Source organism: Pseudomonas sp. LBUM1658, from assembly GCF_059716055.1.
The window spans coordinates 2,837,829-2,864,780 of sequence record NZ_CP166798.1 but is presented as its reverse complement, the minus strand read 5'-3'; the positions used below and the strand labels follow the sequence as shown (position 1 = coordinate 2,864,780).

Annotated in this window: 22 protein-coding genes and 2 pseudogenes; 6 read left to right on the top strand and 18 right to left on the bottom strand. The window is 58.8% G+C overall.

All coding sequences use genetic code 11. From position 1 onward, the window contains the following. Positions 1-32 precede the first annotated feature (32 nt). The gene (locus ACA064_RS13190) at positions 33-1,394 is read left to right on the top strand and encodes an outer membrane beta-barrel protein (RefSeq protein ID WP_497673737.1); all 1,362 of its coding nucleotides are present in this window, start codon (positions 33-35) and stop codon (positions 1,392-1,394) included. Between the two features lie 73 nt (positions 1,395-1,467). On the opposite strand, the gene ACA064_RS13185 is transcribed toward ACA064_RS13190, so the two are convergent. The 8 genes from ACA064_RS13185 to ACA064_RS13150 all read right to left on the bottom strand — a co-directional run bounded on the left by ACA064_RS13185 (position 1,468) and on the right by ACA064_RS13150 (position 10,678). After that, complete coding sequence (locus ACA064_RS13185; RefSeq protein WP_497673736.1) at positions 1,468-2,820, bottom strand: outer membrane beta-barrel protein; 1,353 nt, start codon at positions 2,818-2,820, stop codon at positions 1,468-1,470. Between the two features lie 64 nt (positions 2,821-2,884). Then, positions 2,885-3,262 carry a nuclear transport factor 2 family protein gene (locus ACA064_RS13180; RefSeq protein WP_497673735.1) on the bottom strand — a complete coding sequence of 126 codons (378 nt, stop codon included), beginning with the start codon at positions 3,260-3,262 and terminating at the stop codon, positions 2,885-2,887. A gap of 70 nt (positions 3,263-3,332) precedes the next feature. Beyond that, complete coding sequence (locus ACA064_RS13175; protein ID WP_497673734.1) at positions 3,333-4,193, bottom strand: fumarylacetoacetate hydrolase family protein; 861 nt, start codon at positions 4,191-4,193, stop codon at positions 3,333-3,335. A gap of 5 nt (positions 4,194-4,198) precedes the next feature. Further along, positions 4,199-4,795 (bottom strand): VOC family protein, encoded by a 597-nt coding sequence (locus ACA064_RS13170; RefSeq protein ID WP_497673733.1) that lies wholly within the window; start codon positions 4,793-4,795, stop codon positions 4,199-4,201. 31 nt (positions 4,796-4,826) lie between these two features. Beyond that, positions 4,827-6,119: a 2-oxo acid dehydrogenase subunit E2 gene (locus ACA064_RS13165; protein WP_497673732.1), complete on the bottom strand. Its 1,293-nt coding sequence runs from the start codon at positions 6,117-6,119 to the stop codon at positions 4,827-4,829. Between the two features lie 23 nt (positions 6,120-6,142). After that, positions 6,143-8,806, bottom strand: coding sequence for an alpha-ketoglutarate dehydrogenase (gene mdeB, locus ACA064_RS13160; protein WP_497673731.1), 2,664 nt, complete (start codon positions 8,804-8,806; stop codon positions 6,143-6,145). A 110-nt stretch (positions 8,807-8,916) separates the two neighbouring features. Next, the gene (locus tag ACA064_RS13155) at positions 8,917-9,423 is read right to left on the bottom strand and encodes a flavin reductase family protein (RefSeq protein WP_497673730.1); all 507 of its coding nucleotides are present in this window, start codon (positions 9,421-9,423) and stop codon (positions 8,917-8,919) included. A gap of 28 nt (positions 9,424-9,451) precedes the next feature. Further along, entirely contained in the window at positions 9,452-10,678 is a 1,227-nt protein-coding gene (locus ACA064_RS13150; RefSeq protein WP_497673729.1) for an acyl-CoA dehydrogenase family protein, read from the bottom strand. A gap of 412 nt (positions 10,679-11,090) precedes the next feature. Here ACA064_RS13150 and ACA064_RS13145 point away from each other — a divergent pair, with 412 nt between their 5' ends. From ACA064_RS13145 to ACA064_RS13130, 4 genes are all read left to right on the top strand, one after another. Next, entirely contained in the window at positions 11,091-11,834 is a 744-nt protein-coding gene (locus ACA064_RS13145; RefSeq protein WP_497673728.1) for a TetR/AcrR family transcriptional regulator, read from the top strand. A 69-nt stretch (positions 11,835-11,903) separates the two neighbouring features. Further along, complete coding sequence (locus ACA064_RS13140) at positions 11,904-12,863, top strand: quinone oxidoreductase family protein (RefSeq protein WP_497673727.1); 960 nt, start codon at positions 11,904-11,906, stop codon at positions 12,861-12,863. A gap of 306 nt (positions 12,864-13,169) precedes the next feature. Further along, positions 13,170-14,780, top strand: coding sequence for a hypothetical protein (locus ACA064_RS13135; protein WP_497673726.1), 1,611 nt, complete (start codon positions 13,170-13,172; stop codon positions 14,778-14,780). 372 nt (positions 14,781-15,152) lie between these two features. Further along, a complete protein-coding gene (locus ACA064_RS13130) occupies positions 15,153-16,748 on the top strand; it encodes a hypothetical protein (RefSeq protein WP_497673725.1) in 1,596 nt (531 codons plus the stop codon). A gap of 307 nt (positions 16,749-17,055) precedes the next feature. On the opposite strand, the pseudogene ACA064_RS13125 reads toward ACA064_RS13130, so the two are convergent. The 10 genes and pseudogenes from ACA064_RS13125 to ACA064_RS13080 all read right to left on the bottom strand — a co-directional run. Further along, positions 17,056-17,184 (bottom strand): annotated as a pseudogene (locus ACA064_RS13125) (efflux RND transporter permease subunit); the annotation flags it as partial. 239 nt (positions 17,185-17,423) lie between these two features. After that, positions 17,424-18,815 carry an aldehyde dehydrogenase family protein gene (locus tag ACA064_RS13120; RefSeq protein ID WP_497673724.1) on the bottom strand — a complete coding sequence of 464 codons (1,392 nt, stop codon included), beginning with the start codon at positions 18,813-18,815 and terminating at the stop codon, positions 17,424-17,426. A gap of 60 nt (positions 18,816-18,875) precedes the next feature. Then, positions 18,876-19,691, bottom strand: coding sequence for an HpcH/HpaI aldolase/citrate lyase family protein (locus ACA064_RS13115; protein WP_497673723.1), 816 nt, complete (start codon positions 19,689-19,691; stop codon positions 18,876-18,878). Beyond that, positions 19,688-20,530 (bottom strand): HTD2 family dehydratase, encoded by an 843-nt coding sequence (locus ACA064_RS13110; RefSeq protein ID WP_497673722.1) that lies wholly within the window; start codon positions 20,528-20,530, stop codon positions 19,688-19,690. Before ACA064_RS13110 ends, ACA064_RS13115 begins: the two co-directional genes overlap by 4 nt. A gap of 25 nt (positions 20,531-20,555) precedes the next feature. After that, complete coding sequence (locus tag ACA064_RS13105; RefSeq protein ID WP_497673721.1) at positions 20,556-21,500, bottom strand: electron transfer flavoprotein subunit alpha/FixB family protein; 945 nt, start codon at positions 21,498-21,500, stop codon at positions 20,556-20,558. Next, positions 21,501-22,250, bottom strand: a complete 750-nt coding sequence (locus ACA064_RS13100) for an electron transfer flavoprotein subunit beta/FixA family protein (RefSeq protein ID WP_497673720.1) — start codon at positions 22,248-22,250, stop codon at positions 21,501-21,503. Positions 22,251-22,300: 50 nt separating this feature from the next. After that, positions 22,301-22,461 (bottom strand): annotated as a pseudogene (locus ACA064_RS13095) (CoA transferase); the annotation flags it as partial. Positions 22,462-22,468: 7 nt separating this feature from the next. Beyond that, positions 22,469-23,347 carry an SMP-30/gluconolactonase/LRE family protein gene (locus ACA064_RS13090; RefSeq protein WP_497456052.1) on the bottom strand — a complete coding sequence of 293 codons (879 nt, stop codon included), beginning with the start codon at positions 23,345-23,347 and terminating at the stop codon, positions 22,469-22,471. Positions 23,348-23,379: 32 nt separating this feature from the next. Then, positions 23,380-24,570 carry a thiolase C-terminal domain-containing protein gene (locus tag ACA064_RS13085; protein WP_497673719.1) on the bottom strand — a complete coding sequence of 397 codons (1,191 nt, stop codon included), beginning with the start codon at positions 24,568-24,570 and terminating at the stop codon, positions 23,380-23,382. Beyond that, positions 24,567-25,022 carry a Zn-ribbon domain-containing OB-fold protein gene (locus ACA064_RS13080; RefSeq protein WP_497673718.1) on the bottom strand — a complete coding sequence of 152 codons (456 nt, stop codon included), beginning with the start codon at positions 25,020-25,022 and terminating at the stop codon, positions 24,567-24,569. Before ACA064_RS13080 ends, ACA064_RS13085 begins: the two co-directional genes overlap by 4 nt. 339 nt (positions 25,023-25,361) lie before the next feature. On the opposite strand from ACA064_RS13080, the gene ACA064_RS13075 reads away from it, so the two are divergent. Continuing rightward, positions 25,362-26,918, top strand: coding sequence for an AMP-binding protein (locus ACA064_RS13075; RefSeq protein WP_497673717.1), 1,557 nt, complete (start codon positions 25,362-25,364; stop codon positions 26,916-26,918). Positions 26,919-26,952 lie beyond the last annotated feature (34 nt).

Sequence of the window (26,952 nt, the reverse complement as noted above, 5' to 3'; positions counted from 1 at the left end):
GCCGCATCCCCGATAAAAATAAGAGAAGCCCCATGAAGAACATCAACGTCAAATCGTTTGGTGCGGTTCTGCTCGCACTCGCAACAAGCCACTGTCTTGCCGGCCAGCCTGCCGACGTCGGCGAAGGCACCGTGTTTCGTAGCATTTTCGGCGACTCGCTGGAACGCGATTACGGCATCAAGGTATCCGGCCTGCTGGACGCCGGTTACTCGCACAACAACAACTCATCCCACGATGATCGCAAGTCAGGGCAAACCAACACACCGATCGCGGGTTTTTCTGATGAAGGTTTTGAACTCGCGACCCTTCACCTGTTTGCCGATAAAGCGTTGAAGGCAAACTTCATCCCGCGGGTGACACCTCTGCCCGGCCCAACGCCCACCGAAGCCTCCTTCGGCTTTACGCTTGAGGCCGCCTACGGTCGCAATGCTCAACAGGCCCGCACATATGGCTGGGATATGCATTGGGGCATCAATTCGCCCGGCGATAACGATGCGGACAAGGCCCGCCGCGATAAGCAGAACTTTCTCGCCGTCCCCAACATTGCCGCCACGGCTTACCTGCCGTATGCAGGTGGCTTCACCGCGATCGCCGGCATCTTCGGCTCAGGGCTGGGTTACGAAATACCACCCAACGTACGGGCCGCACGCAACCCGTTCGCCAGCCGTTCCTATGCCTTCATGACCGAATCCGGGGCTGTTTCCGGCTTCCTGCTGGGTAAACGTCTGATCAACAACTCCAGCATGTTACTCGGTGCCGAACTGGGGGTGATTCAGGGTCAGGGCAACCTGCGGGACAACAACGATAGCAAGGCGATGCTGGGGGCTTTGCGTTGGCGCACACCGGATATGAACACCTGGATCGACTATGAGTTTCTTGTCGGCGACTCGCAGAATGACAGCCGCAGCGACATTCAAACTTCCCGGGGACGGCTGATCTCCAGCGACGGCCAGTTCAAGCAGCAACACTCGCTCAATGGCTGGCATCGGTTCAATGAGCAATGGTCGATGGGTGGGGAAATGGTCTACGGCCATCAGGACGGCGACGGCAAGGCTTCCACCGTCGACATCGTCACCGGACCCGGTTTTGATGGCGCGCATTGGTGGGGTGCCAACGTCGTGCTGACCTACCAGCAGCGCAAGGACTTGTCGTTCTCAGTGCGCGCCGAGCATTTCGACGACCCGGACGGCTATGTTCTGTTTCCCTCCTCCACCTCTCGCGGCGCGTTCAACGCACTGACGACGGGGGTGCGTTACGACTTCAACAAATATCTGTCACTGCGCCCGGAGTTGCGATACGACTGGTTCGATGGTCGCGACGATGCACATCCGTTTGGTCAAGGCGATGCCCGTAACCAGTTGACCGCTACCGTGGAAGCGCTGGTGTACTTTTGAAACGAGACAGATAGCAGGCGCAAAAAACCATCGCTCGGTGTGTTTGACAACGAGCGATGGCGTTGAAGCAGTACTAAAAATAATAGAGCGCCTCGACCATAGTGCTCAGTTGCGTGCGATCGCGACCGTTGCCGTATGGACGGTCATGATCTCGCGCATCGAACCAGTCGTAACGCAGTTCCGGGCGCAGCGACAGGTTCTTGTTGACGTCATAACGAAAACCCGTGGTGACAGCGTTGAAGTCACCTTGGGCAGTCGTTGTCGGGAAGAGGATAAAACCATCTGGGTCACTGAAGTGGTCACCCCGCAGGGACCAGGACAGCTGCGGTTGAATCTGATAGGTAACCACCGCGTTGGCCCCCCACCAGGAGGCGCCGTCGAAACCAGGACCATTGACGACATCTACAGTCGAGGCTTTTCCATCCCCATTCTGACGGCCATAAACAACTTCGGCGCCCATCGACCAGTGCTGGTCAAATTTGTGCCAGCCATTCAACGAGTGTTGCTGCTTGAATTGCCCCGACGGCGAAACAACTCGCGCGGGCGGTGTCTGCACATCACTAAAGTCGTCATTCTGTTCATTACCGACAATGAATTCGTAATCGATCCAGGTATTCATATCCTGTGTGCGCCAGCGCATCGCGCCCATCAGCGATTTGTCGTCGTTATTATCGCGAAGGTTATTCCAACCCTGCACCACACCCATTTCGAGCCCCAGGATACCCAAGTCCCCGTTATAGACACGACTACTCGCGAGCACCCCGGCGACTGTGCCGGGCTCGCTGACAAAGGCGTAAGTTTTGCTGGCAAAAGGGTTTCGCGCGAAGCGAACATTGGGCGGGATTTCATAACCTATAGCGGGGCCGAATACGCCAGCCATGAAATTGACACCGGGGCCATAAGGGACGTACATCTCTACGGCTGAATTGGGAATCGAGAGGAAATAATCTTTGTCACGCTGTGCTTTGGAATTGACTTGCTCGTTCATGTCCAGAGCCATATCCCAGCCATAAGTCCTGGCGAACTGGGAGTTACGACCATAGTTGAGTTCGGCGGTAAAACCGAAAGAAAAATCCTCTGATTTTGGGCCTGGTAGCGGAGTAATGCGCGGGATGAAATTACCCTTGAGTTGTTTGTCGACAAAGAGGTGAAGGCTGCCAAGTTCCAATCCTTCATCAGACATGCCAGTGATTGGCAAATTGCTCAGTCCATCCTCTCGTTCTTTATGGGTAGAGCGGTTATTGCGCGAATACCCTATATCCAACAAGTTGGATACGGTGATGCCATAGTCGCGCTCCAGGCCTTCGCCGAACACGCTGCGAAACAATGTACCTTCACCTGGCTTTTCAGTTTCATCGGCATAGCAGTTCACAATCGCGAGGGCGGCCAGAACCGCACCAAGCGCTTTCACCTTGATGTTCTTCATTTTCTGTCTCTTGTTTTTATTGTCAGAAACCCACCTCTTCAGGTGGGTTGGCACTGGGTTGGCGTTAGACGTTAGTGGCTTGGAAACTGATCTGGCGCCAGGCGTTATCACGACGTAACCAGATCTGAGTGGCGATCGCGTTCATCTCACGATGCTCGCCAGTGCCGCAAAATTCGATGCTCTGCAACAGGCGCCCGGTGGCGACCGCTACGTCGGCGTAAACGCGTACCTGAAGGTCCTGCCGTTCGACTTTCAGGAATCGGATGGCGGTCTCGACCATCTTCAGATAGCCGTGTTTATCGTCGACCTGGCCGGTGGCGTGGACGTGCACCAACTGGTCATCAACCAGCTCGCCCAATGCGCCGAGGTCGCCTGCCACCAGCGCACGGCAGCGCGCATTTTCAAGCTCTTTAATGGTGTTAACGATCGCTTGCTCATTCATACGTGTTCCCCCTGGGTGGAAAAATTGAAGGGCTGCCAGCTGTGTGCCCGCGGCCCATACCCTGCACGCATCAGACTTCGGCGCGCACCACGTTTTCGATGGTGCCAAGTCCGTCGATTTCGACGCGCACACGATCGCCATTGCGCAGCCAGCGCGCAGGCTTGAAGCCACCGCCGATGCCACCTGGAGTACCGGTGAAAATGACGTCGCCAGGTTCCAGGGTCATGACCTTGGAGAGGTGCTCGATTTGCTGAAAGCAGTCGAAAATCAGCTGATTGGTGTTCGAATCCTGCCGCTTCTCATCATTGACGAAGCATTTAATGCCAAGCTGGTGCGGATCATCCACGTCATCAGCGGTGACAATCCACGGGCCGAATGGCGCGTGGGTATCGAACGACTTGCCCAAAGTAAATTGCGATGTACGCAGCTGCCAGTCCCGCACGCTGACGTCATTACCGACGCAATAGCCGAAGATCGCCTCTTTCGCAGACTCCGGTGTGAGGTGGCGACACTGCTGGCCGACGATAAAGACCATTTCAGCTTCGTAATCGAGGGTCTCGGACACTTTCGGCAAATCGACAGGATGGAAAGGACCGTTGGCCGAAGTAGTCATCATGGCGAACCACAATTGGTCGGCCGGCATGTCCATGCCCGACTCCTCGACATGGTCGGCGTAGTTGAGACCAATACCGAGGATCTTGCCCGGGCGCGGCACGGGTGCCAGCAGCGTGATTTGATCCAGCGCAATGCCGGGCGCGCCGCTTGCAGCCAGTTGTTGCAGAGGCTTGCGCCAATCGGCCCACGCGGTGATCAACTCAATCATGCTGCCCGGTGCAGCCCTGAGATGGTCACTGATGCGAATGACCTTCTCTCCCACAACCAACCCGACCGCAGGGGCGCCATCCTGAATCTGGAACGTACAAAGTTTCATGTTATTTACCTGTATTGAGGACCAAGATTTACGCCTGTAGCTGCGGCGCCTAATGTGCAGAGTTGTTCATCACCAGCGCCTGCGCGCCACATCGCGACCAGTTCATCAGCATTGAATTCGGTGCCAATCGGGTTAGCGGCAAAGGTCTCGGAATGAAAGAAGGCAGCGGCATCAGCGGCATCGACGAAATTGTCGACCTGCAACTCGATGTCGTTGCCCTCAGGATCCCGGTAATAAAGCGAAGTGGTCGGTCCGTGGTTGATCGACCAGACCGGCACCATATTCAGGCCCTTGAGCCGCTCGTACGTAGCGAGCAATTCGCCAATGGTCCGATAGCTGTAAGCGATGTGGTGAACACCGACCATGTTGTCGGTTTTTTCCGGCAACTCCGGCATGTTGAAAAAGGCCAGGCGGTGGTGCTCATCGTCGTAGGTGATAAAGGTCAGTATGTCGTCCTCGAACACCAGGTCGGCCTGGAACAGTTTGCGGTACCACTCGACCATGGATTTGCGATCGGCGCAGCGGTAGACCAGGTGAGCCATTTTGAAGGGCGCAATGCGTTGAGCGCCGGTATCGAGGCTGGTTGCTTGCAGAGCAGTCATTTTTCGTTCTCCTTGTTCTTGTTGTGATGAGTCAGATCGAGACACGGCGGAAGTCCGCCAGCAGAGTTACCAGATAGGCGAGGAACCGGCCGGCTTCAGCGCCGTCCACGGCGCGGTGATCCCACGACAGCGATAACGGCAATTGCAGCCGCGGCTGGAATGCCGAGCTGTCCCAAGTGGGCTGCATGGATGCCTTGCCGACGCCCAGAATCGCCACTTCCGGTGCGTTGATGATCGGGGTGAAATGCCCCCCGCCAATGCCGCCCAACGACGAAACGGTGAAGCAGCCGCCGCGCATCTGATCTCCGGAAAGCTTGCCATTGCGTGCCAATTGCGAGAGTTCGGCCATTTCAGCGGCGAGCTCCGCGATACCTTTTCGATCCGCATCGCGAATCACCGGGACCACCAGGCCGTTGGGCGTATCGGCAGCGAAACCGATGTGGAAGTACTGCTTGTGCACCACTTCCTCGCCTTCCAGGCTCACATTGAACTGCGGGAACCGCTGTAACGCCGCCACACACGCCTTGATCAGGAACGCCAGCAAAGTGATCTTGGCCTGTCCTTCCCTCGCCTCCTGGTTGAGCTGGACACGCAACGATTCGAGATCGCTGATATCGGTTTGACTGTGATTGGTGACGTGCGGGATGCTCACCCAATTGCGATGCAGGTTGGCCGCAGAAATGCGCTTAAGACGCGACATCGAACGACGCTCGATCGGGCCGAATTTGGCGAAGTCGACCACCGGCCACGGCAGCACACTAAAGCCAGAGCCTGTGCCAGCCGTCGGTGTGGGCATGGCTCGCTGGGCTTTGACGAAAGCCTTGACGTCGTCACGCTGAATTCGACCGCTGGGATCGCTGGCCTTTACTTCATCCAGATCAACACCCAGTTCACGGGCCAGCTTGCGGACGGCGGGACCGGCTAGGGCCATCGACGCAATGCGCGGCTTGTTGGCGTTGGCAACGACCTCTTCCGTCGGTGTGACTGCCGATGGCACCGGGGCAACCACCGGAGCACCCACTGGAGCCACCGCAACGGGCGTCGAGGTGGTCACGGGTGCTGCCGTTATCGCTGGCTGGACCTCGATGATATCGGCAAAATCGACATGGGCAATCACACTGCCCCTGGAAACGATGTCGCCGGGTTTGATCAGTACCTCACGAATCGTGCAATCACGGGTGCTGGGCACATCCATCACCGCCTTGTCGGATTCAAGGGTGATCAATGCCTGCTCGACCGAGACCTTGTCACCGGGCTTGATCAGTACATCGATCACCGGCAGGTCCTGAAAATCACCAATATCGGGAACCATGAGTTGTTGCATAAGTCAGTCTCCTTGTTCTCGATTCAGCGGTTCCACGGGGCGTCGAGGACGACGTCAATGCCGTAGCGCTCACGGGCTTGTGCCGCTTTTTGTGGATCAACGGCAGCCAATGCGGCGACAGCGATGTGCTGGCTATCCATCTCGAAGAAACGGCGCAGTGCAGGGCGGGTGTCACTGCGGCCGAAGCCATCGGTGCCCAGGGCGATGTAGGGCGCATGGATGTATGGGGCGATCAGTTGCGCATAGCCGCGCACATAATCGGTGGCAGCCACAACCGGCACGTCGCCGGACAGGCATTGCTGCACGTAACTCTGCGACTGAAGTTCGCCGCCAAACAGTGCGCTGCGCTCTGCTTCGCGAGCTTCACGCGCCAGCTCGGAGAAGCTGGTGACACTCCAGATTTCGCTGCTGACGCCCCAATCCTCGGCGAGCAATTCGGCGGCAGCGATCACCTCGCGCAGTATCGAACCCGAGCCAAGCAGTCGCACTGCGGGTGCAACGCCCTCGTCGCCGCGACCACCGAAACGGCGCATGCCTTTGATCACTGCGTCGTACTCACTTTCGGTGAGTGGCGCCTGGGTGTAGTTCTCGTTGGTTACCGTCAGGTAGTAGAACTCGTCATGCTGCTCTTCGAGCATGCGTCGGCTGCCATGATCGATGATCACCGCGACCTCACTGGCGAACGCCGGGTCGTAGGCGCGGCAATTCGGGACAGTGGAAGCAATCAGCTGGCTGGTGCCGTCCTGGTGCTGCAATCCTTCACCGGATAGCGTGGTGCGGCCGGCCGTGGCGCCGATCAGGAAACCGCGGGCACGCTGATCGGCGGCAGCCCAGATCAGGTCGCCGATGCGCTGAAAGCCAAACATCGAGTAGTAGATGTAAAACGGCAACATGGTGATGCCATTCACGCTGTAGGACGTGGCCGCCGCCACCCAGGAGGAGATAGCACCGGCTTCGGTAATGCCCTCTTCCAACAGCTGACCGTCCTTGGACTCTTTGTAGTAGAGCATCGCCCCGGCATCTTCCGGTTCGTACAGCTGCCCAACGGGTGAGTAGATACCGATCTGACGGAACAGGTTGGCCATACCGAAGGTGCGAGCCTCGTCAGCGACAATGGGCACGATGCGCGGGCCCAATTGTTTGTCCTTGAGCAGGTTGGTGAACAACCGGACGACCGCTGTCGTCGTCGACGTTTCACGCTCATCCGGGGTCAGCGCGAACTGCGCATAACTGGCCAGCGCCGGCACCGACAGAGCGTCAGCCTGGGTCTTGCGACGCGGCATGTAACCACCCTGCTCAGTGCGCCGGGCATGCAGGTAGCGCATTTCTGCACTGTCTTCAGCGGGTTTGTAGAAGCGCATTTCCTCCAGCGTTTCGTCGTCCATCGGAAGCGCAAAGCGGTCACGAAACGCCTTGAGTGCCTCGACATCGAGCTTTTTTTGCATGTGCGACGTGTTACGCGACTCGCCAGCCAGTCCCATACCATAGCCTTTTTTGGTCTTGGCGAGGATCACCGTGGGCTGACCGTTATGCTGTTTGGCGGCCGCAAACGCGGCGTAAAGCTTGCGGAAATCGTGACCGCCACGGCGCAGTCCATCAATTTCTTGCGGCGTCATGTGCGACACCAACGCCTGCAACTCTGGATCGAGATCGAAGAAATGCTCGAGGTTGTAAGCGCCATCATTGGCACCCAGGGTTTGGTACTGGCCATCGACGGTGTGGGCAAAGCGGCGTAGCAGAACGTTGTTGCGATCACGCGCGAACAACGCATCCCAATCCGAGCCCCAGACCACCTTGATCACGTTCCAGCCGGCGCCACTGAACAGCGACTCCAACTCTTGAATAATCTGACCGTTGCCGCGCACTGGCCCGTCCAGACGTTGCAGGTTGCAGTTGACGATAAAGGTCAGGTTGTCGAGGTTCTCGCGCGCCGCGAGCGATAACGCAGCAATGGATTCCGGCTCGTCCATCTCGCCATCGCCGAATACACCCCAGACGTGGCGCTTGGAGGTGTCAGCGATACCGCGATGTTCCAGGTAGCGCAGAAAGCGTGCCTGATAGATTGAACTGATGGGGCCGATGCCCATTGAACCGGTCGGAAACTGCCAGAAATCGGGCATCAACCAAGGATGCGGATAGGAGCACAAACCGCCTCCATCGACTTCCTGGCGGTATCGACTCAATTGCGACTCATCAAGGTGCCCTTCGAGAAAAGCGCGCGCATAGACGCCAGGCGCCGAGTGCGGTTGAAAGTAAACCAGATCACCTTTGGATTCGGCGTTATCGGCACGGAAGAAGTGGTTGAACCCCACTTCAAAAATCTCGGCAGCTGACGCGTAACTGGCGATGTGGCCGCCCAGTTCCCCATAGGCCTTGTTGGCTCTTGCCACCATCGCCAAAGCGTTCCAGCGAATGATCGAAGTGATGCGTTCTTCCATCGCCAGATCACCGGGGAATGCCGGCTGTTTTTCTAGGGCGATGCTGTTCTGATATTGCGAATACGGGTGGGCGGAACGCCGCACACCCAAGTGGCTGGCGTGCTCATCGAGGCGTTGCAGAAGGAAATCCACACGTTCGCTGCCGGCACTGCGAGCGATGCTCTCCAGCGCGTCGAGCCACTCGAGGGTTTCCTGCTTATCGATGTCGTTGTCTGTTTGCACAGGCAATTCGCGTATGTTAGCGGTCATGGCAAATCACTCGGTTTACATATAGTCGGCATGAGCCGGCCCCTGACATTCCACGGTGGGGATACCAACTCAAGCTGTTTCAGCGTCTATCTTTTTCTAATGGACGGAAGTCACCAGACGTCGACGCAACCACTCCACTCGGCGCTTGGCGCGCGGGCGTGCATTTGGTGGTAGCGACCACTATAAAAAAGCAGCGGCTTACGTTGTGCCCCGATGCGCACATGCTCGATCTCGCCGATGTAGAGCAGGTGGTCACCGGCCGGGTGCACGTCGACCGTACGTGCGACGAGCTGCACGAGACTGCCGTCCAGCAATGGCGTGTCCCCGTGGTAGGTGAAAGGCAGCACAGCCCCCTCCTCCGGGCGCCCACCGAAATGACCGCTGAGCCAACGCTGACTTTCGGCAAGAAAATTGATCCCAAAACGCACGCCCTCACCAACAAACTGGTTGAAGCTCGAGGCATTGCGGATTGAAATCAGGATTAGCGGGGGTTCCAACGAGACCGACATGAAAGCGTTGGCGGTCATGCCGGCTGGCTGGCCGTCGGCGACGAAGGTGACGACGGTCACCCCGGTGGCGAACTGGCCCATTACTGAGCGCAGAAGTTTGGCGTCCATAGGAGAATCCTCAGGTTCGTGGCGGCGCTTAGATCAGCGGCGTGACGGTGTTTTCCACGCCCAGTAGCGCCTTGCCATATAGCTCGCTCCCTATCGCAGGCAACGCCACGGCGTGCCGTGCTGCAGTGTTCGAATCGCGCCACCAGCGTTGCATCGGACTGGCCTCGGAAAAGCTCCCGGCGCCATGAGCGGACAACAGAATGTTAATCGCGTCAGTGATCAGGGTGTTGATCAGGCCTACGTCAGCGCGAATTCGCGCCCGCGTCAAAGCATCCAGCTTGATGCCCTGGCGCGAGGCTTCGTCAATCTCATCGGTGGCGCGGAAAGCACGCAGGTGAGCGGTGTCAATCTTGAGGGCCGCCTCTGCGATCTGGGTCTGAAACACGACCGAGTCCGTCTGCTTTTCGAACGAGGTGTAAGCCACGGCTCGACGCGGCGCATTGTCGATCACGTATTTCAACGCAGCGCGGCCCAAGCCGAGTTGCGGGCCATTGAGAATCAGCGAAGCAAACGGGACGAACAACGCGCGGTAAGCCACTTCGTCTTTGAATTCGGTGGCGTATTTGCCCTCGATCGCATCGCCGAGGTTCAGCAGACGATGATCGGGCACGAATATTTCATCGGCAACAATGCAGTTGCTGCCTGAAGCGCGCATGCCGGCGGTGAACCAGGTGTCTTCGATGCTGTAGTCCGATTTAGGCATCAGCGCGAGATACTGTGCGACGACAGCGCCGTTGCTATCGCGCTCTTCGGCACCGACAGCGGCCCAGTCGGAGTGAAGGCTGCCCGAAGACGAATACCACTTTCCAGAGACGATCAGTCCACCGTCTACACGCCGAGTTGTCGGCGAAGCGTTAAACACCCCGGCGACCCGAGCGTCCGGGTTAGCGCCGAATACTTCGTCTTGAGCTTGTTCGGAAAACAGGGAGGTGAACCAGGCACACACGTTGGTCAATGCAACGACCCACGCGGTCCCGCCACAAGCTTCGCCCAGCGCCGCGGACACCTCGAGGTGCGAACGCAGCGTGCCTTCGTAGCCGCCATAACGCTTGGGCACCATCAACCGGAACAGCCCTGCTTCACGAATGGCGTCAATGTTCTCGTCACACGTGCGGCGGTCTTTTTCGCATGCAACCGTGTTCTTGCGCAGTAGCGGCTGCAGCGCCTCGGCGCGTTTGATCAGCTCTGGCAGCGTCGGTGCCGGAACAATTGCAGTGAGGGTATCGACGTCCTGAAAAATCACTTCTGTGCTCATACCAACCTCGAATGTCATAATGAACTAAAATGTCATTTATAAATTCCGGGTGAGCGAATACCCCAGCGAGCATTGATTGCTCAGCCGTGTGCGGGTCATACACCCGATCTGGTTACATCGTCAAAAACTTGCCGTCAGCGAAGATGCACCGTGGCTCGATGGCTTTTGAAAACGGTGACGTGCCAATTCGAACGAGCACAGGGGGACGTTGGATGAGGTCGGGCGGCGGGATGTGAGGGGTTGAACATTTTCGTCTCCTATTATTTTTATGACGATATTGTCATTCCGACAATTGAGTTGAATGTAGGACAAGAATTTACGCCGCGCAAGGTTTATTTAGACATATTTGTCATTCTGAAAAATAACCTATAAATTGTCACTCTGACGCCAAGTCATCGCTTGAGGCTAGATCGTGCAAACACAAGAAACACCCCCGGCCATATCGGACCACCGTCCAAAAGTCGCCAAGAAAAAACGTCAAGTCATGCGCAGTAAATTGCTTGATGCGGCGATGCGCGTGTTCGCAGCGCCGGGTGGGGCAACTCCCGTCATTGATGATGTGATTCGTGAAGCCAACGTATCGCGGGGCACGTTCTACAACTATTTCGATTCGCTGGATCAGGTGCTCGTGGCTATCGGCCAGGAGCTCAACAACCAGATGACCACCGACATCCTTCCGGTCTATGACGTCCTGACCGAGCCCTGGCAGCGCGCGGCCGTTGCGTCCAGGCTTTTCCTGGTGCGTGCCCTGCTCGATCCAAAATGGGCGGGTTTTGTCACCCGTGTTGATGCGTGGCAGCACAACACGCTCGTCGCGGAGTACATGGCCAAGGACCTTGAGAACGGTAAGGCCTCAGGTGACTTTACGTTCGACCGCATCGACGCTGCAACGGACTTCCTCATGGGCTCTTCAGCGCATGGCATACAGGCCATTCAACAAGGCGTTGAGCGCCCCAATAACTACATGGACGCGTGTGTGCGCCTGACCCTGGCAAGCCTGGGTTGCAGTAGAGAAATGTGTGAAGCAGGTGTGACATTTTCCGTGTCGTATTTGAAGTCTTGGATGAGCGGAGAGCTGACTGCCACCAAGCCTGAATGGGCGCTCAATATGGACTCCGAAGCAGCCCGGCAATTTCTCGCCTACTCACCCAATTAAATTGCAGCTCGGCTTCAGCGAAGCCTGTGCGATCGCACATCTTGCATCCAACACTTTAGGAATTGCCGCATGAAAGCTGCCGTAGTCCACGATTTCAACGCGCCGCCACGTTACGACGATTTCACCACTCCGGCGGCCGAAGCCGGCGAAACTCTCGTCCAGGTTCGAGCCGCAGCACTCAGTCAACTGGTCAAGGCCCAAGCATCGGGTCGTCATTACAGCAGCGGCAAGACATTGCCCTTGGTTCCAGGCGTGGATGGCGTGGGCCTGCTACCCGACGGGCGTCGGGTGTACTTCGCCTTTCCGCGAAAACTGTTTGGCTCGATGGCTGAGACCAGCGTTGTGCAACTGGAGAACTGCGTAGACATCCCCGATGACGTGGATGATGTAACGGCAGCGGCTATCGGCAACCCCGGCATGTCGTCATGGACCGCCCTGTTGGACCGGGCAAAATTTCTTCCTGGCGAAAATGTACTGATTAACGGCGCAACCGGCGCGTCGGGACGCTTGGCCATTCAAATTGCAAAACACCTTGGCGCGGCAAAGGTCATCGTCACCGGCCGCAATGCTCAAAGCGTAAAAGGATTAGCTGCACTGGGCGCCGACATATTGATCCCTCTCGACGTACCCGCAGATGAGTTGAAAGCCTCGTTTCGCGAAGCATTGCATACCCATAAAGTAAACGTAGTACTCGACTACCTTTGGGGCCCTTCGGCTGAATGCTTGCTGCATGCGGCTGCCGGACAAGGTAATCACTTAGGCGAGCCGCGAATTCGATTCGTGCAAATAGGCTCGCTGACTGGCAACAACATCAATCTTCCAGGCTCACTGCTGCGCAGTTCCGGCCTGGAGCTGATGGGCAGCGGCTTGGGTAGCGTTTCCAACGCTGGTCTAGTCCAAGCGGTGGGCGGAGTTTTACGTGCAATCAGCAGTGCAGGGCTTTCGATTGCCGCTGAAGCGGTGGCATTGCAGGATGTGGAAAGTGCCTGGCTGAATGAGAGCTCATCGCGACTGGTTTTCACGGTGTAACGACAACACCATCTGATTCGGCCGGTAGCTGGAAGTGTGCATCGTTGATGGCACCAGCAAGCCCCTTGGCGTTATTTTCAGTTTCGCCCAACCCACCCTGCCTCCCTCTGACATCGACGTAGTTTGAAGAGGCTCGCCGAGACCATCATTGATTTAGAAGCGTTCGATATCAGTACGGTACGCCCCCTTCGGCAGAACGCTGGCGTTGGGATATAGACGTTGAGTATCTGGAAATCAAGACATCCGGTCCCCTACATGTCACACCACAAACGCACGCTTTTGAGTGCGCTTCAGGAGAGACACATCATGGCCCATTTTCGAATCAGCACGTTGACGAGTGCTGTCCTCATCGCCATAGCGGTTATGCCGCACATGACCCAGGCGCAGGACCAACTGTCCGAACAACTCACCCCAAGCACCATGAAGGGCATCGGCACGATTGACGAACGTTATCAGTCCTACAACGTTGAGATGCTTGAGGTAACCGGCGGCAAATTCTGGAAATCGTACGAAGACATTAAAAAGGCCGCGGCCTCTGCGGGGACAGAGGGCGAAGCCCAAAGCGGGGATGCACCCGCAGGAATGGATCCCGGCCTTTACCAGTATCGTTCCCCACTCGACCTTACCAACAAGCGGTTGCGCGCCATGGCCCAGGCGCTTGCCCCAGCGTACATGCGGGTTAGCGGCACTTGGGCGAACACCACCTATTTCGCCGACACGGACTCATCGCCAAAGGAACCGCCCCAGGGCTATGGGGGTGTGCTTACACACCAACAGTGGTTGGCAGGGATCGACTTCTCGCGTGCCGTAAACGCACCCATTGTTACCTCAATGCCGACAAGCGTCGGCACCCGTGGCCCCGATGGCCTCTGGCGGCCCGACCAAGCCCGCCGCTGGCTCGGCTTTACCAAGGCACATGGCGGAACCGTTGCGGCTGTCGAGTATATGAATGAGCCCACGTTGGCTGCGATGGGCGGCGCCCCCAAAGGTTATGACGCGGCGGCGTTCGGCCGTGACTACCGGGTATTTAACGCTTTCATGCGCAAGGAATTTCCGGACACCAAGCTTCTCGCGCCGGGCTCGGTCGGCGAATCGTACGCTGATTGGGCCGTCGCCGTGGGCGGATACGGCGACCAGGCGACGCTGCCAGCAGGTGAACTTGCAACCTCGACAACTGACGCCGACGCGTTTTCCTACCACCATTACGGGGGTGTATCGCAGCGCTGTAAGGATCAAGGCTTCCAGACAACTCCCGACCAGGCACTCTCCGAAGAATGGCTGGGCCGCACCGACCAGACGCTCGCTTACTACCGCGATGTGCGCGACAAGAGCATGCCCGGCAAGCCGTTCTGGAACACCGAGACGGCGGACACGGCCTGCGGCGGCAACCCTTGGGCCGGCACCTTCCTGGACACCTTCCGCTACCTCGATCAGCTTGGCCGTCTTGCTCGCCAAGAGGTGGACGTCGTTTTCCATAACACACTGGTCGCCAGCGATTACGGGCTCCTGGACGAAAACACCTTCGAACCCAAGCCGAATTTCTGGGGCGCCTTACTGTGGCGCCGCCTGATGGGGACAACGGTCCTTGACACAGGGTTTGCCAACCGCGCCGGCATGCACGTTTATGCACACTGCCTGCGCGGCGTGCCCGGCGGTGTGGCGATGCTGGTCCTCAATACCGATCAGCAAAAGACCCACTCGCTTATCCTCCCGGCCGCAGCAACCCGTTACACCCTGGCGGCAGCGAGCCCAACCGATAAGACCGTCTCGCTGAATCGTACGCCACTGCAACTTGGCGCAAACGATGCCCTTCCAGCAATGGAAGGATTAGCAACTGCCAGCGGCGAACTCTCCCTCCAGCCCGCCAGCATTACGTTTCTTAGCGTCCCCAGTGCCAACAATGCAGCCTGCCAGTGAGCGCGCCTGCCAAGCCGAAGATGAGCTGAGCCCAGCGCGTTCAGCTTGGTCACCCCGCGCCATCGGGTGAAAGAACCGGTCATTTCGTCAGCGAAATGACCGGTCCTGATGAGCGAAACACGCACTGCAAATTAACGTTCGTGCGAGTACAAAAAGGCGCACGCTTTGGAGCGCGCCTTTTGTGTTTTCAGGACGGCCGCCTGTCGGCGGTCAGTGCCGGAGAAGCCGTGGTACCTGCTTCCGAGCTGAGCGACGCGGGCCTACTCTGAATGGCGAATTTGTTTGTGATGAACAGCATGCCGCAACTATGCGGGTGCGTTGGAACCAAGGAACAGCTCCGATGCCCCGCACAATTCGCACAAGGTGAGGTAGATGATGCTCCCATTCAGCAAGAACGTTCTGGCGAGTGCTGTGCTTAGCGCTTTGGCAGCGATGCCTCTGATGACGCAGGCGCAGGAGGGTACGTATGAACGACTTGCCCCCAGCACCATGAAAGCGGTCGGTACGGTCGATGAGCGCTATCAGTCGTACAATGTCGAGATGCTAGAGGTCACAGGTGGCAAATTCTGGAAACCGTATAACGAAATCGGCGCATCCTCCTCGGACGGCGACGCACCGGCCGGCGATACGCCGTCTGGAATGGATCCTGGCCTCTACCAATATCGTGCGCCGCTCGACCTCGACAATAAACGCTTGCGAGCGATGGCTCAAGCGCTCGCTCCCGCCTACATGCGGATCAGCGGCACCTGGGCCAACACGACCTATTTCGCCGACACCGACACACCGCCCAAGAACCCGCCCGAGGGCTACGGTGGTGTGCTCACGCGCCAGCAGTGGTTAGCCGGGATTGAGTTCTCGCAAGCAGTCAACGCGCCTATCGTCACGTCGATGCCGATAGGCATGGGCACGCGTGGACCCGACGGAATCTGGCAACCCGATCAGGCCCGCCGCTGGCTCGACTTCACCAAAACCCATGGTGGAACAGTGGCGGCGGTCGAGTACATGAACGAGCCTACTCTGGCGGCCATGGGCGGCGCTCCTGAAGGCTACGATGCGTCGGCGTACGGGCGTGACTTCAAGGTTTTCGAAGCGTTTATGCGCAAGGAGCATCCGGACACCAAGCTCCTCGCGCCGGGCTCGGTCGGCGAATCGTATGCGGATTGGGCCACCATTGCCGGATACGCCCACAAGCCATTGCGAGCAGGTGAGCTTGCGGCTTCGACAACGGACGCCGACGCGTTTTCCTACCACCATTATGGTGCTGCATCGCAGCGCTGTGCGGATCAAGGTTCCCAGACAAGTGCCGACCAGGCCCTCTCCGAAGACTGGATGGGCCGTACCGACAAGACACTCGCGTTCTACCGCGACGTACGCGACAAGAGCATGCCGGGCAAGCCCTTCTGGAACACCGAGACGGCTGACTCGGGCTGCGGCGGCAATCCTTGGGGGGGCACCTTCCTGGACACTTTCCGCTACCTTGACCAACTCGGGCGGCTCGCTCGCCAAGAGGTAGAGGTGGTATTTCACAATACCCTGGTCGCCAGCGACTACGGGCTTCTGGACGAAAACACCTTCGAGCCCAAGCCCAGCTATTGGGGCGCCTTGCTGTGGCGTCGACTCATGGGCACCACGGTGCTTGATGCGGGGTTTGCCAACCGCGCCGGCTTGCATGTCTATGCACAGTGTTTGCGCGGCGTGCCCGGTGGCGTTGGGATGCTTGTGCTGAACACCGACCGCCAGAAGGCCAGTTCGCTGACCATCCCTGACGCAGCAAGCCGCTATACGTTGGCGGCGGCAAGCTTGACCGACAAGACCGTCATGCTCAATGGCACCTCGCTGCGACTTGGCGCCAACGATTCCATCCCAGCGATGGAAGGCTCGGCGACTGCTGGCGGCGAGCTCACATTGGAGCCAGCAACCATTACGTTTTTGAGCGTGCCATCGGCTAGGAATCAAGCCTGCATGTAAGCGCAAAGGTCGTCGTGTGGTGGTTGATAGCCGTCACTGCACGACGTAACGGCCCCGGGAGCTGCTGGCCCAGCCAGGCAATGCCCTATGCTGTGGGGATGAAAGGCGAACTTCGAAAGAAGGCTGCTACGAGAATGCCGGGCTCCTAATCCCGGCACTTACAGAGGTTTAATTTTTTACTGAATGGCTCTCAAGGGCTGACTGCTCCCAGCCTCCTCCCAAGGCCTTGTACAACTGCACTTGGCTATCGAGTTGTAACAGTCGATCGCTGAGCAGTTTTTGCCGCGAGGACAACAACTGACGCTGCGCGCAGGGTGTTCTTGTCAAAGGTGTGGTTGAACCAGCCGAAGAAGCCCTTCTTCCCATGCTGGCCCGGTTTGTACGGCTTGAGCATTGTGGCGCACAGGGCCGGAGTAAAGCCCAAGGCAATCAACACTGGATATCGGGCCCAAAGGACAGGAGAAACCGCAAATAGGGGCAAGTCTGCGACACTACCCATATCGGATGCTGTAATTGCCTTGAAATAATCGTCGGGTTTCCAGAGTTGCCTTTACCCTTCCAGACCAAGCTGTGACCCCTGTGAACGCTCTTAGAGCACCGCTGAATGCGCTTGACAGCATAGGTTCATAATTGTGAAAAGCCCTGGAGCAAACGCTCCCAAGCTTATTGATGCGGTCAGCGCCGATCCAGCCACACAGTCTGGGCATTGCAGAATTCCCGCACCCCGAAATGCGACAACTCACGGCCAAAACCGCTTTTCTTCACGCCGCCGAAGGTGACGCGTGGGTCGGATGCACAATAGCCATTGATGAAAACACCACCGGTTTCAAGCTCGCCCGCCAGCTGCTGGGCTAGCTCGATATTGCGCGTGTAAATGGTGGAAGCGAGTCCGAATTCGCTGTCATTGGCCAGTTCCAGCGCATGGGCTGCATCGCGCGCGGTGATGATCGAGGCCACCGGGCCAAAGAGTTCCTGTTTGAACGAGGTCATCTGGTCGGTAACCTCACTGAGCACAGTGGGCTCGTAAAAGTTGCCAGGGCCATCAGCCTTCCTGCCGCCCATCAACAACGTCGCGCCTTCTTCCAGTGTGTCACGGACCTGCCGGTCCAGTTCATCACGCAGGTCAAAGCGGGCCATGGGGCCTATGTAAGTGTCTGGGGACAGTGGATCGCCGACGACCAACTGGCGGGTGGCTTCGACGAACTTGCGCGTGAATTCCTTGACAACGCCTTGCTCGACAATCAGCCGTTTGGCGGCCGCGCAGACTTGCCCGGTGTTCTGGTAGCGACCAATCACGGCGGCTTTGACGGCTTCGTCGAGGTCGGCATCGTTGAGCACAATGAACGGATCGGAACCGCCCAATTCCAACACACACTTCTTCAAGGCCGCCCCGGCCTGAGCTCCGATGGCCATGCCGGCTCTCACGCTGCCGGTGAGTGTCACCGCGGCGATGCGTGGATCAGCGATCGCGCTGGAGACACCGTCCGGCGTGACATTGATGATTTCGAAAACGCCTTCGGCAAAGCCGGCGCGTTTGAAGGCATCCTGGAGGAGATAGGCGCTGCCCATCACGTTTGGCGCATGCTTGAGGACGTAGGTGTTGCCGGCGATCAAGGCTGGCACGGCGCCGCGTAGCACCTGCCAGATGGGGAAGTTCCACGGCATCACGGCGAGAATCGGACCGAGCGGGCGATATTCGATGCGCGCCTTCCCACCTTCAACCTGCGTGGGTTCGGCGGTCAGCATGGCGGGCCCGTGTTCGGCATACCACTCGCAAAGCTGCGCACACTTTTCAATCTCACCGCGTGCCTGAATGGTGGGTTTGCCCATTTCCAGGGTGATCATCTTCGCCATCGTTTCTGCGTTGCCGCGTAATGCCTGAGCCAGGGCGATCAACAACTGTGAGCGTTGTTCCGCGGGTTTACGTCGCCAGAGGGAGAACCCGGTAAAGGTGCGTGAAAGTGCAGCCTCCAGTGCCGGCTCGGATTCGAATGGGTAGTAGCCGATCTGCTCGCCATTGCTGGGGTTGATCGAAATGGCATGGGTAAGGCTGGAAACATGAGTCATGACACCGTCCTGCAAGGTGGGAATGATGCGCAGCTTCGAAGCAAAGGCGTCGCCGTTGAGTCAGGTCGCGCGCGCCAGAATGGAGTGCGCACGACCAATGACGGGGGCATCGACCATTTCCCCATCCATCACGAAGACGCCTTCTCCTGAGCTGGCGGCCTCGATAATGCGTTGCGCCCAGTGCAACTGTTCAGGACTGGGTGTTAACGCCTGATGGATGATTGCTACTTGGCTCGGATGGATGCACAACGCGCCACCGAAACCCATGTCGCGGGCATATTGAACGGCATCATGCAGGCCTGCGGTGTCCTGGATGGAGGGAAAAACACCGTCCAGCGCCGGAGCCAGGCCGGCAACCCGTGTGCAGAGCAACACGGCATAGCGGGTGTGGCTGAGCACCTCTTCGGCGGCACGGCTGCCGGTGGTCAGGTTCAGGTCCAGGCCTAGATCGAGGCTGCCGAACGACAAACGCTCAACGCCTTGGGTGCTGGCAATCGAGCTGAGTGCCGCCAAACCCTTGGCGCTCTCGATGATCGGCCAGATCGGTTTGCCGGTGCTGCCTGCATTGAGCACCTGTGCTGCACTTTCTGCCTTTGGCAGCAAGATCGCGGTCACGCCGGCGTGCCGCCGACAAAGCTCCAGGTCTGCCTCGTGAGCCCAATGATCTGGCGCATTGACACGAACCAGTACTCGAGCGTCCGGGGTTTCACTCAAAAAGCGCTCCAGGTTTTTCCTGGCCTGTTCCTTGAGATTTTCCTGGACGGCATCCTCGAGGTCGACGATGACCCGGTCCGCACCGCTGGCGATGGCTTTGGGGATGCGTTCGGGGCGAGTGGCCGGGACGAACAGGGCCGAGCGAACAATCGAAGTACTCATGCTGTTGCTCCCTCGCTGAACTCGATTTCTCCGACCTGCGCAGTACCTTCCTGATTACCCGCCCAGACCTGCGCCTTGCCGGTGTCGGTTAACCGTCCGCCCACTTCGAAAGATTGCGGTGAAATCAACGGGCGCAGGCCGCGGAAGGTGAAACGCTTCAGGCGCGCAGTCGGGTGTGCTCGGGTAAAGGCACGCAGGTTCAAGGTGGCAATCAACGGGCCATGCACCACCAGGCCGGGATAGCCTTCGGTCTCGGTGACGTAAGGCCAGTCGTAATGAATCCGGTGGCCGTTGAACGTGACCGCCGAGTAGCGAAACAGCAGGGTCGGGGACGGTTCGACCTGTTCCTGCCACTGGCCCTCGGGTAGTGCCTCGGTGCCGCTCAGTTTGGGCTGTGTGGGTTCGCGGTAAACGATGTCCTGCTCATCCTGCAGGGCACGCTCGCCCTCCTGGAAATACTCATGACGCACCGTGACAAACAGCAACGACCCGGTGCGACCGTGCTTCTCTTCGACCTTGAGAACGGTCGAGACACAGGTCACCTCGGCTTCTACTTTCAACGGCTGGTAAAACTCGATACGGCTACCGGCCCACATGCGATTGCGGTTGTACGCCGGAGGCAGGAAACCACCCAGTGCGGGATGCCCATCCGCGCCCAGTTCGCTGGCGGCGACCGGCTCCTGAAAGAACGCCCAGTGCCACAGTGGCGGCAGCGGTTCGCCGGGCTGAGGCGCCACTTCGCTCAACGTCGCGGCAATGCGCTTGACCAGGTTGAAGCTGATCCGCTCATGGCTTTCCAGGCGACGCCCGATCCAGGCTGAAAAATCGATACTGTTCATAGAAAACGCTCCGGTCGGTCGGTGATCAGGCCAGGGCAGCCATTTCGGGTATCGCTTCAAACAGATCCGCCACCAGGCCGTAATCGGCCACCTGGAAGATCGGCGCTTCTTCGTCCTTATTGATCGCAACGATCACTTTGGAGTCTTTCATGCCGGCCAGGTGCTGGATCGCGCCGGAGATACCGACGGCGATGTACAGCTGAGGCGCGACGATCTTGCCGGTCTGACCGACCTGCATGTCGTTGGGTACGAACCCTGCGTCGACCGCGGCGCGGGAAGCACCGACGGCAGCGCCGAGCTTGTCAGCCAGGGCATACAGGTGTTTGAAGTTGTCGCCGTTCTGCATGCCGCGACCGCCGGAAACGACGATCTTGGCAGCGGTCAGTTCCGGACGATCGGACTTGGCCAGTGCTTCGCCGACAAAGCTGGAAATGCCCGCGTCGTGGGCAGCAGCAACGGTTTCAACCGACGCCGAACCGCCTTCAGCGGCCACCGGGTCGAAACCGGTGGCCCGCACGGTGATCACTTTGATCGCAGCCGAAGATTGCACGGTAGCGATGGCGTTACCGGCATAGATCGGACGCTTGAAAGTGTCAGCGCTTTGCACCGAGATGATCTCGGAGATCTGGTCAACGTCAAGCGCAGCGGCGACGCGTGGCAGGATGTTTTTGCCGTTGGAGGTAGCAGCCGCCAGGATGTGGCTGTAGCCAGCGCCCAGCTCGGCCACCAGTGGCGCTACGTTTTCCGGCAGCTGGTGAGCGTAGGCAGCGTTGTCGGCCACCAGCACTTTAGCCACGCCAGCGATTTTCGCCGCGGCTTCAGCCACGGCGCCAGCGCCCTGACCTGCCACCAGTACGTGGATGTCGCCACCGATTTTCACGGCCGCAGCAACGGTGTTCAGCGTGGCCGGAGCCAGCACTTTGTTGTCCTGCTGGTCGGTTGAATAGTCAGCAATAACCAGGATCGTCATTTAGATTACCTTCGCTTCGTTTTTCAGTTTCTCGACCAGTTCAGCCACCGACTTGACCTTGATACCCGCGCTACGTGCAGCCGGCGCTTCGACTTGCAGAGTCTTGGTGGTGGAGGCGGTAGAAACGCCCAACGCGTGCGCAGTCACTACTTCAAGAGGCTTCTTCTTGGCTTTCATGATGTTTGGCAGGGACGCATAACGCGGCTCGTTCAAACGCAGGTCGGTGGTGACGATGGCTGGCAGTTTCAGGGAAACCGTCTGCGCGCCGCCGTCGACTTCGCGAGTCACGGCAACGCTGTCGCCGCTGACTTCGACGTTCGAGGCGAAGGTGCCCTGACCGTAGCCGCTCAGCGCAGCCAGCATCTGGCCGGTCTGGTTGTTGTCGCTGTCGATGGCTTGTTTGCCAAGGATCACCAGCTGTGGCTGTTCCTTGTCGACTACAGCCTTGAGCAATTTGGCCACGGCCAGGGAGTTCAATTCATCAGCGGATTCGACGAGGATGGCCCGATCGGCACCCAGCGCCAGCGCGGTACGCAGCTGCTCTTGAGCAGTGGACGGACCAATGGAGACGACGACGATTTCAGTCGCAACACCTTGCTCTTTCAGGCGTACTGCTTCTTCCACGGCGATTTCGCAGAACGGGTTCATCGACATCTTGACGTTGGCGAGGTCGACGCCGGAATAGTCCGCCTTGACGCGAACCTTGACGTTGTAATCCACAACGCGTTTGACAGCTACCAGGATTTTCATGGGGCAGTATTCACTCGAAAACAGTTGATCGTTGCACTCGGATGGCGCCGGCTGTAGGCATACATGGCGGCGGCGGTATTGGCGACCGTGCATCCCGCCTTGGCCATCTGTTCTTCGGCCGCCCTGCCGGTCACCGAAAGGAGCCCGCTATCACTCTGGATCAACAGGGAGCAGGCTTTTTCTTTGCATAAGGGCCGGCGACGCCATAGCCTTAAATGTCAAACCCGAAACGCGTGCTCGGCCAGACCCGCCACGGGCGAAGCCGCCGCGAACACGCATCCCGCATGCGGTTCGGTAGCGAAATCAGCCTCGGTCATGCCGTCATTTCGCGTTGTGATGTAGAGCGTTTTGCGGTCGACACCGCCAAACGACACCGAAGTCGGCCGGCGGGTCGGCACCTCTATTACGCAATCGAGCTTGCCTTGCGGCGTGTAGCGCGCCACCCGCGAACGGTGCACCTCGGCAATCCATACACAGCCGTCGGTGTCGGTTGCCAGGCCATCGGGCTTCACGCCAGTGTCGGTGTAGTCGACAAGCAATCTGCGCTTGCCGACATGCCCTTCGTCGAGGTCGAACTCATACGCCCACAGTTGCCCCGGACGCGAATCCGCGAAGTACATCGTGCGCTCATCTGGACTCCAGCGCAGCCCGTTGGCAAGCCGGACACCGGTCGCCTCGCAGGACGCCCGATCGCCCTCGAAACGATAGATCCCGCCGAGCGGTGCCTTGAGATCGACGTCATAGGTACCGGTCCAGAGGCGGCCACGCGAATCGCACGCAGCATCGTTGTAACGCTCCTGCGGCGAGATCAGTCCGCTCGCAGCGAAGGGCACATAATGGTCGCTCTCGAAGCTACCAAATGCGAGTCCACGCGTGAACGAGAAAAGCAAAGAACCATCGGTGCATAGTGTCACGCGCGCGCACCGATAGGGCAGCGACTTGGAGTCAACTGCGCCGGTTTGGGGGCTGCCCCGGTACAGGCGCTTACCAATCAGGTCGATCCAATACAACATATTGTCGGCGGGGTTCCACAAGGGGCCCTCACCAAGCTTGGTATCGGAGTGAAACGCAAGCTCTGCGCGAATTTCGTGGGTCATGTCGGTTATCGCCAATCCATAAAGAGTAGGTTTTATCGACGGCCGAGAATCAGTCCGCTCTTGTGGCCGCCGCCGCCGCCGCTCGTGATAAGGCAATGACGAGCGTCCTTGACCTGCGCAGTCGACTCGCCGCGCATCTGCCGCACACCTTCGATCACCAGGTTCAATCCGTGCAGGTACGCTTCCGATAACAGGCCGCCCGATGTATTGATCGGCAACCGGCCGCCGGCACGAATCTCGCCCGCTTCGATGAACGCGCCGGTCTCGCCGCGACGGCAGAAGCCGTAGTCTTCGAGTGCCATCGGAATCAACCCGGTGAAGGCGTCGTAGATCTGCGCGACGTCGATGTCGCTCGGCGTCAGCCCGCTCTGCTGATACAGCGCAGCGGCGACATCTCTGGAATTGATGGTCGCGTAAGTGTCAAGTGGCACATTGTGCGAACCCATCGGCCCGAGGGTCCAACGCTCACCGCTGGCCTGCGCTGCGCCAAGTATCGGTACGGCGGGCCGTTGCAGTTTCTCAGCCAGTTCCGCCGAGGTGATGATCACGGCGCACGCGCCGTCGGTTTCGAGGCAGCAGTCGTACAACCGGAACGGGTCGGCGACCATTCGCGCGGCGAAGTAGTCATCGCGTGTCATCGGCCGGCCATGCATCACCGCTCGCGGGTTCTTCTGCGCGTTGCCGCGAATGGTGACAGCCAGCTCCGCGAGATGGTCGGCGTTCATACCCGACTCTTCCAGGTAGCGCCGATAGACGAGCGCCATCATCATCGCCGGCGACATCAGCCCGAAAGGTGCGACGTACGATCCCCACATCGGCCGCGCGCGGTACTCGCCGTAGCGCTCGTACTGCCCCTGACAGATCGAACGATAGGCCACTGCATATTGGCACTGCCCGGTAGCCACCGCCGTGGCGGCGAGCATTACGGACGCGGAGCAACCGCCACCACCACCGCCCCACGCGAGCGACGAAAAACGCAAGCGTGGCGCGGCAAGCGCGGTCTGGACCATCACCGGCTCGTGTCGCTCGAACCCAAACGAGGTATAGCCATCAATCGCACTCGCCTCAATACCCGCGTCGGCGGCCGCATTGCGGATAGCCTCAAGGCACAGTTCGAATTCGGAGTGGTCGGTATGCCCGCCGCGTTTGGTGTAGACGGTCTCGCCAACGCCGATGATGCAAGGCTGCAAGCGCTTGGGTGCATCTGCGGTCGGAAAACTCATGATTCGCCCCTGTCAGGTTGATTCGATTCGATACGCGCCTTGAAGCGGGGCAGCTGAACTCCCCCGGAAACGGCATCCCAATACACGCTGACCGGCAATCCGATCTTCATGTCCTCAGGCGCCACATCCACAACATTGCTCACTAGCCGCACGTCGTCCGCATCATCGAGCAGCACCACCGCCACGTTGTATGCACCAGACCCTTTGAGCGCGGAGTGTGTCGGGTGATGGCTGATGGTGTACGTGTACACAGTGCCGTTTCCGCTGACCTCTTTCCAACCCATGCGAATAGACGCGCAGTGCGGACAGCTTGGCATCGGCGGGTGAGAGAAGCGCTTGCAATCGGTGCAATGGCGAATGATCAGGCGGCTTTCGTTGCAGGCGTCCCAGAACGGCGCGTCATCGCGCGAGGGCTGCGGAACGGGCATCGTGTCAGGCAAATAGGGCGGCATGGAGTGTCATCCTCGTTGGGCAAGCGCATCTGCGCCAGTGATCTTGTGCCCCTACTATAGGCATATCGCCCCACCCTCAGTAGCAGCATCCGGACATGGCAGAGATACCAAAACCACATACCTGGAAGCTGTCCCCTTGCCCCTAACCGGTCAAACGCGGCTGATGCAAATCATCTACTGGAACATTTCTGCCATACAACTTGATCATGGCTGCGATGCGGGCACGCTCCTACCCGCCCTCCTGAGCGGCTCTTATAGTCCAAGTGCTCCCAGCGATTCCAAACACATGAACGCTGTCGCTACCACAAGGCCTTGAGCCATGAATCCGAGTCAGAAATTATGAGCTTTCAGATCCCCCACGAAGATCGAACACTTAGCAAATTGCTCTTCCAGGCCGCAGAGCTTCACGGCAACAAACCTTTTCTGCACGTTGATGGAAGAACGTATTCGTTCCACGAAGCGCACCTGAAAAGCCAGTCAGTCGCACGTGGGCTGCGCGCGCTTGGCGTGGGGCCGCAAGAGCCGGTAATGGTGATGTTGGACAACTCGGCCGAGTTCATTTTTTCGTGGTTTGCACTCAGCCTGCTCAATGCCATTTGCGTGCCGATCAATACCGCTTACGCGGGCGACATGCTCGCTTACGTGACCTGCGATGTTAAATCACGCGTCATCATTACCAGCGCGGGTTATGCAGCGGCGTTCGCAAACCTCGCACCGCAGCAACGCGGTGCGCTGGAGACAATGGTGATCTGTGGCGCGCACGACGCCGTCCCGGGTACGAAGTCGCTCAGCTGGGACGCGCTGATGATCGAAACCGGCGATCCGATATGCGCCCCTTCGACACCCACCGACGCCGCGTTCATCAGCTACACCTCGGGCACAACGGGTCCATCCAAGGGCGTGATACTCCCGCAATCGCTGACCTTCCAGACTGCGCAGAGCTTCATCAATGCGGTAGGCATGACTGCCGAGGATATCGTCTTCACACCGCTACCGCTCTTTCACGGCATGTCCCGTACGATGGCGACACTGCCCGCACTGGTGCTCGGAGCTCAGGTGCACATCGCTGCGCGGTTCAGCGCCACAACCTTCTGGCAGGACGTGCGTCGCGCGAACGCGACCATCAGCACCACCATTTTCACCATCCCGCCGATCCTCAATGCCAAGCCTGCTTCGGCGGACGACCGCGCTCATCGCGTGCGCGTCATGTTCAATGCCCATCACGACCCCGAGTTCGAGGAACGCTTCAACGTACGGCTCGTCGAAGCCCACGCGATGACGGAAACCGGGATGACGGTGTTCACGCCCTTCCCCGAACGAAAACTGGGTGCATCGGGCCGCGTGGGGGATGACTGGGAATCGGCCATCGTCGACGAGAATGACCGGCCTGTGCCGACGGGCGCCATCGGTGAACTCGTGCTACGCCCGAAGCTGCCTGGCATCGTGATGGACGGCTACCTCAACAAGCCAGAAGCAACGGTCGGTGCATGGCGCAATCTGTGGTTCCACACAGGAGACATGATGCGCGCCGATGACGAAGGCTACCTGTACTTCTGCGGCCGCGCGAAAGAGCGTATCCGCCGACGGGGCGAGAACATCTCCGCCTACGAGGTCGAGACCATCGCGATCCAGCATCCCGATCTGGTGGAATGTGCGGTTCTGGGTGTTCCTGCAGGTGATAACGAAGACGAGGTGTATCTCGTCGGCGTATTGCGCGACGCGCAATTGCTTAGCGAAAGCGAACTGCACAACTGGCTGAAGGGCCGTTTACCCAAGTTCATGGTTCCACGCTACATCGAGTTCCGTGAGGAGCTGCCTAAAACCGCCTCGGCGAAAATCGAACGGCATACCCTGCAGAAATCGGTGCCATCGCTGGCAGCCTGGGACAGCGTTTGAGGGACAGTACCTGCGTCATTTGACGCAACAAAAA

Bases quoted from the DNA above. Each gene is read 5' to 3' on its own strand.
- ACA064_RS13190 (WP_497673737.1), top strand. From the start codon at position 33: ATGAAGAACATCAACGTCAAATCGTTTGGTGCGGTTCTGCTCGCACTC.
- ACA064_RS13185 (WP_497673736.1), bottom strand. From the start codon at position 2,820: ATGAAGAACATCAAGGTGAAAGCGCTTGGTGCGGTTCTGGCCGCCCTC.
- ACA064_RS13180 (WP_497673735.1), bottom strand. From the start codon at position 3,262: ATGAATGAGCAAGCGATCGTTAACACCATTAAAGAGCTTGAAAATGCG.
- ACA064_RS13175 (WP_497673734.1), bottom strand. From the start codon at position 4,193: ATGAAACTTTGTACGTTCCAGATTCAGGATGGCGCCCCTGCGGTCGGG.
- ACA064_RS13170 (WP_497673733.1), bottom strand. From the start codon at position 4,795: ATGACTGCTCTGCAAGCAACCAGCCTCGATACCGGCGCTCAACGCATT.
- ACA064_RS13165 (WP_497673732.1), bottom strand. From the start codon at position 6,119: ATGCAACAACTCATGGTTCCCGATATTGGTGATTTTCAGGACCTGCCG.
- mdeB (WP_497673731.1), bottom strand. From the start codon at position 8,806: ATGACCGCTAACATACGCGAATTGCCTGTGCAAACAGACAACGACATC.
- ACA064_RS13155 (WP_497673730.1), bottom strand. From the start codon at position 9,423: ATGGACGCCAAACTTCTGCGCTCAGTAATGGGCCAGTTCGCCACCGGG.
- ACA064_RS13150 (WP_497673729.1), bottom strand. From the start codon at position 10,678: ATGAGCACAGAAGTGATTTTTCAGGACGTCGATACCCTCACTGCAATT.
- ACA064_RS13140 (WP_497673727.1), top strand. From the start codon at position 11,904: ATGAAAGCTGCCGTAGTCCACGATTTCAACGCGCCGCCACGTTACGAC.
- ACA064_RS13135 (WP_497673726.1), top strand. From the start codon at position 13,170: ATGGCCCATTTTCGAATCAGCACGTTGACGAGTGCTGTCCTCATCGCC.
- ACA064_RS13130 (WP_497673725.1), top strand. From the start codon at position 15,153: ATGATGCTCCCATTCAGCAAGAACGTTCTGGCGAGTGCTGTGCTTAGC.
- ACA064_RS13120 (WP_497673724.1), bottom strand. From the start codon at position 18,815: ATGACTCATGTTTCCAGCCTTACCCATGCCATTTCGATCAACCCCAGC.
- ACA064_RS13115 (WP_497673723.1), bottom strand. From the start codon at position 19,691: ATGAGTACTTCGATTGTTCGCTCGGCCCTGTTCGTCCCGGCCACTCGC.
- ACA064_RS13110 (WP_497673722.1), bottom strand. From the start codon at position 20,530: ATGAACAGTATCGATTTTTCAGCCTGGATCGGGCGTCGCCTGGAAAGC.
- ACA064_RS13105 (WP_497673721.1), bottom strand. From the start codon at position 21,500: ATGACGATCCTGGTTATTGCTGACTATTCAACCGACCAGCAGGACAAC.
- ACA064_RS13100 (WP_497673720.1), bottom strand. From the start codon at position 22,250: ATGAAAATCCTGGTAGCTGTCAAACGCGTTGTGGATTACAACGTCAAG.
- ACA064_RS13090 (WP_497456052.1), bottom strand. From the start codon at position 23,347: ATGACCCACGAAATTCGCGCAGAGCTTGCGTTTCACTCCGATACCAAG.
- ACA064_RS13085 (WP_497673719.1), bottom strand. From the start codon at position 24,570: ATGAGTTTTCCGACCGCAGATGCACCCAAGCGCTTGCAGCCTTGCATC.
- ACA064_RS13080 (WP_497673718.1), bottom strand. From the start codon at position 25,022: ATGCCGCCCTATTTGCCTGACACGATGCCCGTTCCGCAGCCCTCGCGC.
- ACA064_RS13075 (WP_497673717.1), top strand. From the start codon at position 25,362: ATGAGCTTTCAGATCCCCCACGAAGATCGAACACTTAGCAAATTGCTC.